A 14,881-nucleotide genomic window follows, 5' to 3' on the forward strand; every position below is an offset into this window, starting at 1 on the left:
GGCCGTCCCGAAGGGAGCCAACCGTGACGGCCGTCCCGAACTGCCGGAAGGGAGGGACCCGGGCGCATGGCCCGTGTCCCTCCCTTCCGGGGATCACGCCTCGCGTTCAGCTACGCCGAACGGTGCGATCCGGCTGAGCCGTCAGCTGCATCCGCTGGTGGAGCCGCAGCCCTCACAGATGTAGCAGGACCCGGCGCGCTGCATCTTCGTACCGCACGAGAAGCACAGCGGTGCGTCCGCGCTGATACCGAGCTGCATCTCGACCAGCTCGGCCGAGGTGTGCGCGGCCTTGGGCGCCGGCTTCTCCGCGGCGCTCTCCGCGGGCGCCTCGACCGCCTTCAGCGGCTGGTTCTGCACGGGGGCGGACTGCGCCAGGCTCTCGGAGTGGAGCTCCTCGTCCCCGAAGTCGGGCTCGTACGACCCGGTGTCGAGGTGACGCTGGCGCTCCTCGGCCGAGTGGATGCCGAGCGCGGACCGCGTCTCGAACGGCAGGAAGTCGAGCGCCAGGCGGCGGAAGATGTAGTCGACGATCGACTGCGCCATCCGCACGTCCGGGTCGTCCGTCATACCGGCCGGCTCGAAGCGCATGTTGGTGAACTTGGAGACGTACGTCTCCAGCGGCACGCCGTACTGCAGACCGACCGAGACCGCGATCGAGAAGGCGTCCATCATGCCCGCGAGGGTGGAACCCTGCTTGGACATCTTCAGGAAGACCTCACCGAGACCGTCGTCCGGGTAGGAGTTGGCGGTCATGTAGCCCTCGGCGCCGCCCACCGTGAAGGAGGTGGTGATGCCGGGACGGCCCTTGGGCAGACGCTTGCGGACCGGACGGTACTCGACGACCTTCTCGACCGCGGCACGGATGGTGTCCTCGGTCTTGGCCGTGACCTCGTCCTTCTTCTCCTCCCACTTCTTGGTGGAGAGGGGCTGGCCGACCTTGCAGTTGTCGCGGTAGATCGCGAGCGCCTTGACGCCCATCTTCCACGCCTCGAAGTAGACCTCCTCGACGTCCTCGACGGTGGCCGTCTCCGGCAGGTTCACCGTCTTGGACAGCGCGCCGGAGATCCACGGCTGGATGGCCGCCATCATCCGGACGTGGCCCATGGCCGAGATGGAACGCTCGCCCATGGCGCAGTCGAAGACCTCGTAGTGCTCGGTCTTGAGGCCGGGGGCGTCGATCACGTTGCCGTTGTCGGCGATGTGGGCGACGATCGCCTCGACCTGCTCCGGCTGGTAGCCGAGCCGGCGCAGGGCCTGCGGAACGGTGCCGTTGACGATCTGCATCGAGCCGCCGCCGACGAGCTTCTTGAACTTGACCAGGGCCAGGTCGGGCTCCAGGCCCGTGGTGTCGCAGGACATCGCGAGACCGATGGTGCCGGTCGGGGCGATGACCGAGGCCTGGGAGTTGCGGAAGCCGTTCTTGGCGCCGAGGCGGATCACGTCCTGCCAGGCCTCCGTTGCGGCGGCCCAGACCGGCGAGTCCAGGTCGTCCACGCGGATGGCGGTGGCGTTGGCGTCGGAGTGCTGCTTCATGACGCGCTGGTGCGGCTCGGCGTTGCGGGCGTAGCCGTCGTACGGGCCGACGACCGCGGCGAGCTCGGCGGAACGGCGGTAGGACGTGCCGGTCATCAGCGAGGTGATGGCGCCGGCGAGCGAACGGCCGCCGTCGCTGTCGTAGGCGTGGCCGGTCGCCATCAGCAGGGCGCCGAGGTTGGCGTAGCCGATGCCGAGCTGGCGGAAGGCGCGGGTGTTCTCGCCGATCTTCTGCGTCGGGAAGTCCGCGAAGCAGATCGAGATGTCCATCGCGGTGATGACCAGCTCGACGACCTTGGCGAAGCGCTCGGACTGGAAGGACTGGTGGCCCTCGCCGTCGTCCTTGAGGAACTTCATCAGGTTCAGCGACGCCAGGTTGCACGAGGTGTTGTCCAGGTGCATGTACTCGCTGCAGGGGTTCGAGCCGTTGATCCGGCCGGACTCCGGGCAGGTGTGCCAGGCGTTGATGGTGTCGTCGTACTGGATGCCCGGGTCGGCGCAGGCCCAGGCGGCCTCGGCCATCTTGCGGAAGAGGGACTTGGCCTCGACCTCTTCGATGACGTCGCCGGTCATGCGGGCGCGCAGGCCGAACTTGCCGCCGGACTCCACGGCCTTCATGAACTCGTCGTTCACGCGGACCGAGTTGTTGGCGTTCTGGTACTGGACGGACGTGATGTCGTCGCCGCCCAGGTCCATGTCGAAGCCCGCGTCGCGCAGGGCGCGGATCTTCTCCTCCTCCTTCACCTTGGTCTCGATGAAGTTCTCGATGTCGGGGTGGTCGACGTCGAGGATGACCATCTTGGCCGCGCGGCGCGTGGCGCCACCGGACTTGATCGTTCCCGCGGAGGCGTCGGCGCCCCGCATGAAGGAGACCGGGCCGGAGGCGTTGCCGCCGGAGGAGAGCAGCTCCTTGGAGGAGCGGATGCGGGACAGGTTCAGGCCGGCGCCGGAGCCGCCCTTGAAGATCATGCCCTCTTCCTTGTACCAGTCGAGGATCGACTCCATGGAGTCGTCGACGGCCAGGATGAAGCAGGCCGAGACCTGCTGCGGCTGGGGCGTTCCGACGTTGAACCACACCGGCGAGTTGAAGCTGAAGATCTGGTGCAGGAGGGCGTACGCCAGCTCGTGCTCGAAGATCTCCGCGTCGGCGGGGGAAGCGAAGTAGTTGTAGTCCTCGCCGGCCTTCCGGTACGTCTTGACGATCCGGTCGATCAGCTGTCGCAGACCGGTCTCGCGCTGCGGGGTACCGACAGCGCCCCGGAAGTACTTGCTGGTGACGATGTTGACCGCGTTCACCGACCAGAAGTCGGGGAACTCGACGCCACGCTGCTCGAAGTTGATCGAGCCGTCGCGCCAGTTGGTCATGACGACGTCACGGCGCTCCCACGCGACCTCGTCGTACGGATGCACGCCGGGAGTCGTGTGGATGCGCTCGATGCGCAGGCCCTGCTTGGTCGCAGTCGACTTGGCTCCCTTGGTGCGGGAACCTCGTGCCGGGCCGCTCGCCGTCTCTGTCATGCCGCCTCCCATATGTGGGCAAAAACGCCCTGAAGTGCCCAGTTCTTCCCAGGGCACAGTGTGTGTCTGATGCTCCGGACGCCTCGTGGGGCGTCTCGGAACAGGTCTGGTGCCGCCTGCCGCCGGCTCCGCCGTCCCTGCCGGCCGGCTCGGTGATCAATCAGCGGCGACTGCGGCGGGGGCGGGGACCTCGAGGGTCTCGCCGCTCCCGCATTGCTCTTCGCGGGGCCGCTGCTCACGGAGCTCCGCGATAGCGGTCTCGAAGTCTTCGAGGGAGTTGAACGCCCGGTACACCGACGCGAAGCGCAGGTACGCGACGAGGTCGAGCTCCTGCAAGGGGCCGAGTATGGCCAGACCCACGTCGTGCGTCGTCAGCTCGGCACTCCCCGTGGCCCGCACGGCTTCCTCGACCCGCTGGCCGAGCTTCGCCAGAGCGTCCTCGGTGACGGGACGCCCCTGGCACGCCTTGCGGACCCCCGAGATGACCTTGGTGCGGCTGAAGGGTTCGGTCACGCCGCTGCGCTTGACCACCATCAGCGAGCAGGTCTCCACCGTCGTGAAGCGACGGGAGCAGTCGGGGCACTGACGGCGCCGTCGGATCGACGTCCCGTCGTCCGTCGTGCGGCTGTCCACGACCCGGCTGTCGGGGTGCCTGCAGAAGGGGCAGTGCATGTCTCCGAACCCTCCTTACACAGCACGACTGAATAGCCCTCCGTGCCCTGTTCAGGGCCCCTGAGGACGGTCACCAGCATAGGCGATGAACTCGGCCCTGACGGACCGGGTACCACTACTTATGGGCGGCGACAGCAAGGCAACCACTACATCTAGGGTTTTACTCCGCCTGCGCCCCCGCGCGTGTCGCGCTTCCCCGAGGGCCGGGGGGCAGCCTACGGCCCGGCACGAGGGTACGGGAAAGACCCGGCCGCCGAGGCTCCGGGGCCATCCGACACAGAGGCCGGGGGGCCCTCCGGCGGCACCTCCGGGCCCACTCCCGGCCCACGCGCGGACGCACCCCCGCGCGTGGGAGCGGACCGGCGGAACGCTAGCGTGGCCTCCGGCGGCGGCGCCCGGTCCCGGCGCTCACCGGCCTCCAGCTCATACACCTCTCGGTCAGCGCACGAGGGCCCTTTATTTGTTTTTCACTCGAACGTGTGTTTGGCGCAACCTTTCGAAAGCTACTACCGTTGCCTAACTAGGGAGACCATTCGAGAGGGGCCGACGTGACCACCACCGCAGACAGTGCCACCATCACTGCCCAGGACCACCGCTCCCAGAGCCGACTTGAGCCGGTGCATGCCATGAATGACTCAGTCATGAACGCGGAGGGGCCCGAGCCCGCACGGGCCGCGCGCTCCTTGCCCGGACGACCTCCCGGAATCCGGGCGGACAGCTCCGGGCTCACGGACAGGCAGCGGCGCGTGATCGAGGTGATCCGGGATTCCGTGCAGCGCCGGGGTTATCCCCCGTCGATGCGCGAGATCGGTCAGGCGGTGGGACTCTCCAGCACCTCGTCCGTCGCCCACCAGCTGATGGCTCTGGAGCGCAAGGGCTTCCTGCGCCGCGACCCGCACCGGCCGCGCGCCTACGAGGTCCGGGGCTCGGACCAGCCCAGCACCCAGCCGACGGACACCACCGGGAAGCCCGCCGCGTCGTACGTGCCGCTGGTCGGCCGGATCGCGGCCGGTGGACCGATCCTCGCCGAGGAGTCCGTCGAGGACGTCTTCCCGCTCCCCCGCCAGCTCGTCGGTGACGGCGAGCTCTTCGTGCTGAAGGTCGTCGGTGACTCGATGATCGAGGCGGCGATCATGGACGGGGACTGGGTGACGGTCAGGCGCCAGCCGGTCGCGGAGAACGGCGACATCGTGGCGGCCATGCTGGACGGCGAGGCGACGGTCAAGCGGTTCAAGCGCGAGGACGGCCATGTGTGGCTGCTCCCGCACAACTCCGCTTACCAGCCGATCCCCGGCGACGAGGCGACGATCCTGGGCAAGGTCGTGGCGGTGCTGCGGCGGGTGTGAGCTCCGCCGGTTCGGACTGGGCCCCGGGATCCCTGCGCCGATCCCGGGGCCCTGACGTGTCTACCGCTGGACGTGGGTCACCGGGCAGCCCGCACAGCGGGCCGCCCGCGCTTCCCGACGGCCCGCCCCTGCTCACTGCGTCGTTTTGGCCGCCGCGTCGATGGCCGCGAGCGAGCGTCGCGCCTGATTACGGTCCGTGGTGTACCAGAAGTCGGGCAGCGAGGCGCGGAGATAGCTCCCGTACCGGGCGTTGGCCAGCCGGGGGTCGAGCACCGCGACCACGCCCTTGTCCCCCATGGCCCGGACGAGCCGGCCGGCGCCCTGGGCCATCAGCAGCGCCGCGTGGGTGGCCGCCACCGCCATGAATCCGTTGCCACCGGCGTCCTCGACGGCCTTCTGCCGGGCGCTCATCAGCGGGTCGTCGGGCCGGGGGAACGGAATCCGGTCCATGACCACGAGCTGACAGCTCGGTCCGGGGACGTCGACGCCCTGCCAGAGCGACAGCGTCCCGAAGAGGCAGGTCTCGGGATCCGCCGCGAAGTTCTTGATCAGCTCCCCGAGCGTCTCCTCGCCCTGCAGCAGGATCGGCTTGTCCTGGCGGCCACGCAGCTCCTCGGCCGCCGCCTGGGCGGCCCGCATCGACGAGAACAGGCCCAGGGTGCGCCCGCCCGCCGCGTCCACCAGCTCGGCGAGCTCGTCGAGCATGTCCGTGCGGGACCCTTCCCTGCCGGGCGTGGCCAGGTGCCGGGCGACGTACAGGATGCCCTGCCGCGGGTAGTCGAACGGCGAGCCGACGTCGAGGCCCTTCCACTGCGGGATGTCGTCGCCCGCCGTGCCCTCAGGCGCGAGCCCCAGGGACGCCCCCACCCCGTTGAAGTCGCCGCCGAGCTTGAGCGTCGCCGAGGTCAGCACCACCGAGCGGTCGGCGAAGAGCTTCTCCCGCAGCAGCCCGGACACGGACAGCGGTGCGACCCGGACCGACGCCCCGAAGCGGTCGTGACGCTCGTACCAGACGACGTCGTACTCGGAGCCCTGGGTGATGCGCTCCGCGACGCTGTGGATGGACTCGACCGACGCCATGGCCTGCTTGCGCACCGCGTCCTCGTCCTGGACGGACTTGTCCCGGGTGCCGCCGAGCGCGGAGATCACCGTGCGCGCGGCATCGCGCAGGGCCATCAGCGCGTAGCCGAGGTCCTCCGGCACCTCTTCCAGGCGTCCCGGGAGCGCCAGCTCCATGACCCGCTCGAACCCCTCCGACGCGGTCAGCAAGGCGTCGGCCGCCTTCTCGTTGACCAGCTTCGCCGCACGGCGCACCGCTCGGTTCACCTGGCCGGGGGTGAGCTCGCCGGTGGCCACCCCGGTGACCCGGGAGACCAGCTCATGGGCCTCGTCGACGATGAGCACCTCGTGCTTGGGGAGCACGGGGGCGCCCTCGATCGCGTCGATGGCGAGCAGGGCGTGGTTCGTGACGACGACATCGGCGAGCTTGGCCCTCTCCCGGGCCGCCTCCGCGAAGCACTCGGCGCCGTACGCACACTTCGAGGCGCCGAGGCACTCCCGCGAGGACACGGAGATCTGGGACCAGGCCCGGTCCGAGACGCCCGGCGTCAGGTCGTCCCGGTCGCCGGTCTCCGTCTCGTCCGACCAGTCCCGCAGACGCAGCAGGTCCTGGCCCAGCTTGCTGGACGGCGCGGCCGCCTCGAACTGGTCGAAGAGGCCCTCCTCCTCGTCCTGCGGCGCCCCCTCGTGGAGCCGGTGCAGACAGAGGTAGTTCGACCGGCCCTTGAGCATCGCGAACTGCGGGCGCCGGCGCAGCAGCGGGTGCAGCGCGTCGACCGTACGCGGAAGGTCCCGCTCGACCAGCTGGCGCTGGAGCGCCAGCGTCGCCGTGGCCACCACGACCCGCTCGCCATGGGCCAGCGCGGGCACCAGGTAGCCGAGGGACTTGCCCGTGCCGGTGCCGGCCTGGACGAGCAGATGGGCGTTGTCGTCCACGGCTTCGGCGACAGCCTCGGCCATGGAGACCTGGCCGGGGCGCTCCGTACCGCCGACGGCGGTGACGGCGGCGTGGAGGAGCTCGGGGAGAGATGGCTTCGTCATAGCCCGACCACCCTACGGCGCCCCACTGACAGCATCGATCGGTCCCGAACTCACGCGGAGGGGTGCAGCGGGTTGGGGACGGTGCCGTGGACGGCGGCGTGCGGGCGGTTCGGCCGGTCGCGGTAGCCGTCCAGATGCAGACGGTTGCGGTTGAGGCAGAGGCGCTCGATCCTCGGCGTCAGCATGTCGAAGATCTCGAACCGCTCCTTGAGGTCGGGGAACCGGGCGTGGTGCCTCAGGATCTCGGCCCGGACGAGTGACCAGAATTCACCCTCCGGTACGTCCAGCTGTTCCTCGCAGAGGGGGGACAGATAGCGGAACACCCCCACGAAGAGCCCCGAGTGGATGAACTGGGTGAGGAAGGAGGGCTCCTCCGTGAGCAGGATGTCGCGGACGTCCTGCGGCATCGTGTCGTGCTCGGGCAGCAGCCTGGCACTGACGTTCACGTCGTCGACGAAGTCCTTGATCGCGAGCCGCACGGGCACGTCGTTCTCGTCGAAGACGACGATGGCGTTCTCGCCGTGCGGGGAGAACACCGTGCCGTAGCGGTACAGGAAGTGCAGCAGCGGCGGCAGGAGCGCGGTGAAGAGCCGGGTCAGCCAGGCCGTCGGGGTCAGCCCCGAGCGGGCGACGAGCTCCGCGGTGAAGGACCGGCCGTCGGGGTCCGTGTGCAGCAGCGAGGCCAGCGTACGGGCGCGTTCCCCGGGTGCGAGCCGCGGCTGGAGCGGCTCCCGCCAGATCGCCCCGAGGATCTCCTTGAACTGGTACGGCGACTCCGGGAGGTGGTCGTAGAGCGGGTGCTCGACGGCCACCGAGGCGACCTCGCCGAGCAGGATGACCCCGCAGGTGTCCCGGAGGAAGGGATCGCCGTCGCACAGCCCCTGGACCCACGCCGTGACCGCCGGGGCGGCGAGTGTGCGCTCGGTCGGCAGGCCGCGCCAGACCAGGGTGTTGAGGATCGACAGCGGCAGCTTGACCGTGTGCCGGTCGGGCCGTCCCACGTTGGTGAAGGTGCGGATGGACTGCTGCGGTAGCCGGAGGTCGTCGTCCTCGTGCAGGGGCACGATCTCGCCGTCCGCGATCGCGGGGGCGAAGAGCGGAACGATCCACTCGTCCCACTGCCACGGGTGCACGGGGAGGTACAGGTAGTCCGCGGGTTCGAGGCCCCGTCCGCGCAGGATGTCGGTGAACGATTCCCGGACGCCCGGGTCGAGTTCCTGGTCGTAGAGGTCTCCGGGGGTGGCGACACGGCCCACTCCCCGGTACCCCGCTATGCGGGTGCTGACGGCGATCCAGGGCAGTGAGGTGGCGGACCGCGCCTCCGGTGTGAAACGGGCGGCGTCCGCGGCGGAGAACCCGAGACGGCCCTTGTTCGCCACGAGCCAGGGGTGCCCGGTCTGGTGGCCTTCGAGCTCGGCGTACGGCAGCTCGGCGAGCTGCGCCGCGGTGAGCGCGGTGTGGTCGAGGCGGGCGTCGGCGGTCAGGGTGGCGGTGAGCTCGCGGACGAGGTGGCCGAGCGTGGCCCCGTCGAGCCCGAGGAGGCGCCGGCCACGGGCGAGGAACCGCAGCGGGTCGCGGAAGGGGGCGCCGCTGTCCCCGTGTGCTCCGGTGGTGGCCTCCCGGATCGTCGCGGGGTCGACGCGCCAGCTCCCGTAGACACCGCGCCGGGCGTGGAAGCTCAGGGTCGCGCCGTCGTCGAGCGGCAGGGTGTAGTCGCCGGTCCGCCCCGCGCCGCCGTCCGCCCGGGGCACGGGTTCGATGACTTCCTCGTAGGCGAACTCACCGAGCATCTTGGCGAGCAGCCTCGCCGACACCCGGTCCCAGACGGTCCGGTTGAGTTCCGGGGTGTCGAGCGGCGTATGGGGCTTCGCCGGATGATGGCTCGCAGGATATGTCGGCACGGGGACTCCTCCGGGTGGGACCGATGGGGTTCGAGCGGGCTGTGCGGTGCGGCGAGTGGTTCACAGGCGGTCACGGTGTGCTCGGTCGCGGACCATCAGGGCGGCCCGCTTGTCGGGAAGGTCCACTTCCGCGCAGAAGCGGAAACCGGCGCTCAGGAAGGCGGACACGGACGGGGTGTTGCGCAGGTCGGGCTCCGCGACGACCCGTCCGCAGAGCGGCCGGTTGTCGAGGACGAGGTCGGAGACGGCCCTGAGCAGTACGGTGCCGATGCCCCGCCCCCGGTTGCCGACCCCGCCGATGAGGAGGTGGAGCCCCATGTCGTGGGGCCGCGCCGGGTAGTGCCGGGCGAGCGGGTCCAGATCGGCGCGGTAGAGCTCCCAGTAGCTCATGGGCTTGCCGCCCAGGAGCCCGAGGCAGGGGACGCTGCGGCCGTCCCCCGCGAGCTGACGGCGAAGGTGCTCGGCGGTGACCTGCTCCGGTCCGGCGAGCTCCCAGAAGGCGGCGACCGCCGGATCGTTCATCCAGCGGCTGATCACCGCCAGATCGCGTCCGGGTTCCACGGTGACGAGCTGGAACGGTCCGGCGGGGGTGGCGACCGGACGCCAGGCGCCGGGGTCGCCCACGAGGGCGGAGGGGTCGGCCTCCGCGGCGGTCACCGCGGGGCCGTCACCGAGCAGGGCGAGGAGCTCCTCGGTGAGCCGGAGCTCCAGGGTGTCCTCGGTGCCGGTGGCGTCGGACGGGACGGCACCGGGCCCGGTGGGGGCATCGGCTTGATGCACCGTGGCGCTCTCCTCTCGTGGTTCGGACGGTCAGGCCCGGTCGCTGCGGAGGGGGTTGGCGATGGTGACGTACACGGACTGGGTGTCGACCGGTCCGACGAGCTCGTCAAGTCCGTGCATACGGGTCATCAGATTGGCCTTGCAGCGGAGCTGGCCGGTCTCCAGGAGGTAGGCGGGCAGGGAGGAGCCCAGCCCTGCGGCGCCTTCGAGGAAGCGGCGGAACGCGGCGAGCAGCAGCTGTTCGTCGGCGAGCCGCTGGGAGCCGAAGGCGCCGATCAGCCCGAACACGTTGTTGATGCCGAGGTAGTAGGCGAGGCGCTCGTCCGTGACGGCGTCGGAGACGAAGGTGTCGCTCACGGTGCCGATGCCCGGGAGACGGCGTTCCAGTGCGTCCCGGTGGGACTCCCTGAAGTAGTAGCCCTGGTTGTCGCGGTACCTGCCGCCGACGGGCCAGCCGTCCGGGTCGATGAGTACGAGCGTGTTCTGCTGGTGGGCCTCCAGGGCGACACCGGCGTGGGCGTCGAGCCAGAGGACGGGCAGCACGACGCGGTCGAGGTAGCGCAGGAACCACTCGGCGCACACCGCGCCGATCGTCCTGCCGGTGCGGGCCGCCAGCGAGGAGACCGTGTCGGCGAGCCGCGAGTGCGTACCGGAGCGGCCGGGCCACGGACGCGGGGCGGTGAGTCCGGCGATGCACACCGCGTCGTCGGCCGGCCCGAACGGGTTGTGGCGGAGCATCACGTCGAGCCCCTGGACGGGGCTGCCGTCCGGCTGGTCGACGGCCAGCCAGGCGGGGTCCCGGACGATGTCGAAGCCCGGGTGGGCCTCCTGCCAGCGGTCGGCCAGACCGGTGCGCAGCAGCCGGTGGACCTCGGCGCCGCGGTGCAGCTCCTTGCGGAGGTTCTCCCGGCGGGAGTTGGTGATGCGGACGCCCAGGGACAGCTTCAGCATGAGGTCGGAGCCGGGACGGTGCACGGTGCGCACGGAGGAGGTGGGATGCCAGTGCCGGCCGTACGGTCCGAGGTCGTGCAGGAGTCCCTTCTCGCACAGGGCGACGACCTCGGGACGGCGCAGCACCTCCGCGGCCTGCCAGGGGTGCAGCGGCAGGGCCGTGGTCCCCTCGGGGAGGCTCAGCCCTTCTGCGTGGGGTGCGAGGAGCGCCTCCGCCGGAACCGGCCTGCCGGCCTTGGTCCACGCCGAGTCCGTGGCCAGCACGGAACGGTCCACGGCCATCCAGTGGAGCGGGAAGGAGCCCCGCAACTCGGGTGAGTAGAGGAGCGTTTCGGTCTCGGAGAGGCCTTCGCGGCTCTTGGGCGTGGGGTGCAGGGGGTGGCCGAGGACGAGGGACTGCTCGGCGGTGAGGAAGAGGTCGGCCTCGGACGACGCGCTGGGGGTGCGCCGCCTGGCCGCGATGAAGGCCGCCGTGTGCCGTACGGAGTCGGCCACCCTGGCCACCAGGTCGACCGCGGCGTTGCGCTCGCTCTCGCGGCTCAGCAGCGCGGCCACGGTGACGGCGTCGGCCCCCGGAGCGCCCTCGGGGGCGTTCTCCAGGGCCGGTGTCCCGAAGCGGTGCCAGCCCGTCGCGGACCAGTGGACGACCGGGACGAGCAGGGCGGTACCGCTCGCCGGGAGCGGGATACGCAGGGTGTCCCCGTGCGGGCGGGGCAGGTCGTTCTCCCGGGTCCAGCAGCGCAGCAGATTCTCCGTACCGGCGGAGTCCGCGGCCCGCAGCGGGTCCGGGTGGTCCAGCGGATCCTGCTCCGTGGGGCCGGGGCGGTCCGCCGGGACGGTGCCGGCGGGTGTGTTCGCCCCGGGACGCGGGGTTCCGTGCGGACCGGCCTTCTGGCGCGGCACGGTCGTCGACTCGACGGCCAGGGGGCCCTCCGGCAGGTCATGTCCTCGCTGCTGGCTGGTGAGGGGGCCGTCGGCCTCGGGCGCAGGGGTGGGGTTCACGGCGGTCTTCCTTGTGAGGGGTCCGGGATCAGCGGGTCGGCCCGGCAGCGGCCCGGCGGTACGGGGAGAGCTCCGCCGCTCTCAGCGCGTCGGCGAGCCGGTCGACGACCGCCGCCGCCTGTTCGTCGGTGAGCGTGAGGGGAGGGAGCAGCCGGACCACGGCGTTGTGGCGTCCGCCGAGTTCGACGATGAGGCCGCGGCGCAGACACTCCTGCTGCACCACCGCGGCGAGGGCGGGATCGGGCGGTGGGGCGGAGCCGTTCTCGGTGGTGACGGTGAGGGGCTCGGCCTCGGGGTCGACGAGTTCGATACCGATCATCAGACCGCGGCCGCGGACGTCGCCGATGCTCGGGTGGTCCGCGGCGAGTGCCTGGAGCCTGGCGAGCATGCGGGCGCCCAGCGTCCCCGCACGTTCGGCGAGCCCGTTCTCCCGTACGTACGCGAGAGTCGCGGCGCCGGCCGCCATGGCGAGCTGGTTTCCCCGGAAGGTGCCCGCGTGGGCGCCCGGCTGCCAGAGGTCGAGCTCGGCGCGGTAGACGATCACCGCGAGGGGCAGCGAGCCGCCGATGGCTTTCGAGAGCACCATCACGTCGGGCACGATACCGCTGTGCTCGACCGCCCAGAAAGTACCCGTCCTGCCGACGCCGGTCTGCACCTCGTCCGCGATCAGGGCGACGGACCGCTCCTGGGTGATCTCCCGCATGCGCCGCATCCAGCCGTCCGGGGCGGGATTCACCCCGCCCTCGCCCTGGACTGGCTCCAGGATCATGGCGGCCGGGGCGGGCACGCCGCTCTTCGGGTCGTCCAGGAGGTACTCCGTCCAGCGCGCGGCGAGATCCGCGCCCCGCTCACCGCCGACGCCGAAGGGGCAGCGGAAGTTCTGCGGGAAGGGCAGCCGTGTCACCCGTACGTCCGTGGCGCCGCCCGAAGCGGCGAGGGCCCCCGCCGTCATCCCGTGGTACGCGCCGGTGAAGGCGAGGAGTTCGCTGCGGCCGCTCGCCGCCCGGACCAGCTTGAAGGCCGCCTCCACGGCGTCCGTGCCCGCAGGACCGCAGAACTGGATCCGGGCGTTGTCGGCCAGCTCCCGGGGAAGGGTGGCGAACAGCTCGGTCGTGAAGGCGTCCTTGACGGGTGTGGCCAGATCGAGGACGTGCAGCGGTGCGCCGGAGTCGATGACCTTCCTGATGGCCTCGAGCACCACGGGGTGGTTGTGTCCGAGGGCCAGGGTGCCCGCGCCTGACAGACAGTCGAGATAGCGCCGGCCGTCGGCCCCTTCGATGGTCATGCCCCGCGCGCGCACCGGCACGATCGGCAGGGATCGCGCGTAGGTGCGGGCCGCCGATTCCCGGAGTGCCTGGCGCCGCAGGATCCCCTCGTGCGCAAGGGGGAGTGTCACCGGAGCTGGTTCGGTCACGGCCACGGCTGTTCGGTCCTCCTGCGATAACAGTTGCGTTGCGCATCGGTACGTCGGCCTGGGGGCGGAGTGCGCCGATGAACGCTGTCCGGGTGTCCTCCGTACGTACCAACGACGCGGAAGGCCGAAGATCACGGGTAAATCGGAAGATCCTTGCGCAGCCGGAACCGTGGCCCTGCCGCGCGCCGTCCCCATCGGCACCGGCATAGTAGGGGCCGCACTCGGGAAGGAGCCGCCGCTCCGGGAGTCTGCGCCACGGCCCGCGGGCCGTGCGGCGCACCGCCCAAGTCCGCAGTGCGGTAACGAAGTCAGTGACGAAGTCCCAGGGGGATCACCAGATGCGACCCATGCGCCCGATCGATACCGCACGCCGCGGGGGGAGCGCCCGCCGCACCCCTCGGGTGTTCGCCGCGGCCGCCCTTGCCGCCGTCCTCACGCTCACCGCCTCGGCCTGCGGGCCGGAGGAGGACGGCGCGATCGGCGAGCCGAGCAGCTCCACCGGCCAGTCCTCCGACGGGAAGGTCGCGATCCCGGACGATCTCAAGGACCGGCTCAAGGAGCACGGGATCGACCTCGACAAGTGGAGGGACGGCGAGTGGAAGAACTGGGACAAGGACACCTGGCTGCGTGAGGCCAAGGACTACGTCAACCCCATCATCGAGGACCTCTGGGACCCGGACCGGATGCGGGATGCCGAGAAGCCCCCGGAGAACCCCGTCGACCCCGACATCTCCGGCGACGAGGGCGTGACGGACCCGACCCCCGCACCGGTCGGAGCGGCCGGCCTGCAGACGCCGTACCACGACAGTGCGCCCGCGTCGGGCAAGCTCCTGTTCGACGGCCCCGAGGGTTCGATGGTCTGCTCGGCGACCGTGGTCCAGGACCCGGCCCACCCGGGCAAGTCCAACATGGTCTGGACGGCCGGGCACTGCGTGCACGCGGGCAAGAACGGCGGCTGGTACCGCAACATCGCGTTCGTCCCCTCGTACAACGACAGCGGCATGTCGACGGCCGAGCTGCAGAACGCGTCCAAGGACGAGATCGCTCCGTACGGCGTGTGGTGGGGCCAGTGGGCGCAGACCTCCCAGCAGTGGATCGACCAGGGCGCCGCGACCGGCGGCCAGGGCGCCCCGTACGACTTCGCGGTGCTGCAGGTCGCGCCGGAGAAGGGCTCCACGGGCAAGTCCCTGGAGGAGACCGTCGGTTCGGCCCTTCCGGTCGAGTTCAACGCCCCGGCGGTCCCCGAGATCGACAGCATGACGGCGACCGGCTATCCGGCGGCCCCGCCGTTCGACGGCCAGAAGGCGCTCCAGTGCACCGATCAGCCGGGCCGGCTGGCCGTCTTCGAGCAGCAGCCGACGATGTACCGCATCGGGTGCACGATGACCGGGGGTTCCTCCGGTGGCGGCTGGGTCGCGAAGGGCCAGGACGGTAAGCCGGCGCTGGTCTCCAACACCTCCATCGGCCCGGTGACGGCGGGCTGGCTGGCCGGCCCGCGCCTGGGCAAGGAGGCCAAGGGCATCTACGAGGCCGTCAGCAAGAAGTACGCCGGACAGTAGGAGCACGCACGTGAGGGGGCCCGGGTGGCGATCGCCGCCCGGGCCCCCTCACGTGGAACGGCACGCACAGGAGGCCGGGTTCCCCGCGCGGGGAACCCGGCCTCC

At 70.9% G+C, this 14,881-nt stretch carries 9 protein-coding genes; 2 read left to right on the plus strand and 7 right to left on the minus strand.

Annotated elements, in window-relative coordinates; translation table 11 throughout:
* Positions 1-141 precede the first annotated feature (141 nt).
* Both JKV81_RS17555 and nrdR read right to left on the minus strand, forming a co-directional pair.
* Positions 142-3,051 carry a vitamin B12-dependent ribonucleotide reductase gene (locus JKV81_RS17555; protein ID WP_124275040.1) on the minus strand — a complete coding sequence of 970 codons (2,910 nt, stop codon included), beginning with the start codon at positions 3,049-3,051 and terminating at the stop codon, positions 142-144.
* A gap of 156 nt (positions 3,052-3,207) precedes the next feature.
* Positions 3,208-3,723, minus strand: coding sequence for a transcriptional regulator NrdR (gene nrdR, locus JKV81_RS17560; protein ID WP_124275039.1), 516 nt, complete (start codon positions 3,721-3,723; stop codon positions 3,208-3,210).
* A gap of 548 nt (positions 3,724-4,271) precedes the next feature.
* Here nrdR and lexA point away from each other — a divergent pair.
* Positions 4,272-5,069 carry a transcriptional repressor LexA gene (gene lexA, locus JKV81_RS17565; RefSeq protein WP_099176479.1) on the plus strand — a complete coding sequence of 266 codons (798 nt, stop codon included), beginning with the start codon at positions 4,272-4,274 and terminating at the stop codon, positions 5,067-5,069.
* 132 nt (positions 5,070-5,201) lie between these two features.
* Here the strand turns inward: lexA and JKV81_RS17570 are convergent, their stop codons facing one another.
* From JKV81_RS17570 to JKV81_RS17590, 5 genes are read right to left on the minus strand one after another with little or no spacing between them, the layout of a single operon-like run.
* Positions 5,202-7,169 carry an ATP-dependent DNA helicase gene (locus JKV81_RS17570; protein ID WP_129265871.1) on the minus strand — a complete coding sequence of 656 codons (1,968 nt, stop codon included), beginning with the start codon at positions 7,167-7,169 and terminating at the stop codon, positions 5,202-5,204.
* A 50-nt stretch (positions 7,170-7,219) separates the two neighbouring features.
* Positions 7,220-9,070: an IucA/IucC family protein gene (locus JKV81_RS17575; protein ID WP_129265870.1), complete on the minus strand. Its 1,851-nt coding sequence runs from the start codon at positions 9,068-9,070 to the stop codon at positions 7,220-7,222.
* A 60-nt stretch (positions 9,071-9,130) separates the two neighbouring features.
* Positions 9,131-9,850, minus strand: coding sequence for a GNAT family N-acetyltransferase (locus JKV81_RS17580; protein WP_202076710.1), 720 nt, complete (start codon positions 9,848-9,850; stop codon positions 9,131-9,133).
* Between the two features lie 30 nt (positions 9,851-9,880).
* Positions 9,881-11,803, minus strand: coding sequence for an IucA/IucC family protein (locus JKV81_RS17585; protein ID WP_202076711.1), 1,923 nt, complete (start codon positions 11,801-11,803; stop codon positions 9,881-9,883).
* A 28-nt stretch (positions 11,804-11,831) separates the two neighbouring features.
* A complete protein-coding gene (locus tag JKV81_RS17590; RefSeq protein WP_129265864.1) occupies positions 11,832-13,223 on the minus strand; it encodes a diaminobutyrate--2-oxoglutarate transaminase family protein in 1,392 nt (463 codons plus the stop codon).
* Between the two features lie 341 nt (positions 13,224-13,564).
* Here JKV81_RS17590 and JKV81_RS17595 point away from each other — a divergent pair, with 341 nt between their 5' ends.
* Positions 13,565-14,776 (plus strand): trypsin-like serine peptidase, encoded by a 1,212-nt coding sequence (locus tag JKV81_RS17595; RefSeq protein ID WP_129265863.1) that lies wholly within the window; start codon positions 13,565-13,567, stop codon positions 14,774-14,776.
* Positions 14,777-14,881: the final 105 nt, after the last annotated feature.

Origin of the sequence: Streptomyces silvae, assembly GCF_016745505.1 — a bacterium.
Classification (GTDB): domain Bacteria; phylum Actinomycetota; class Actinomycetes; order Streptomycetales; family Streptomycetaceae; genus Streptomyces; species Streptomyces silvae.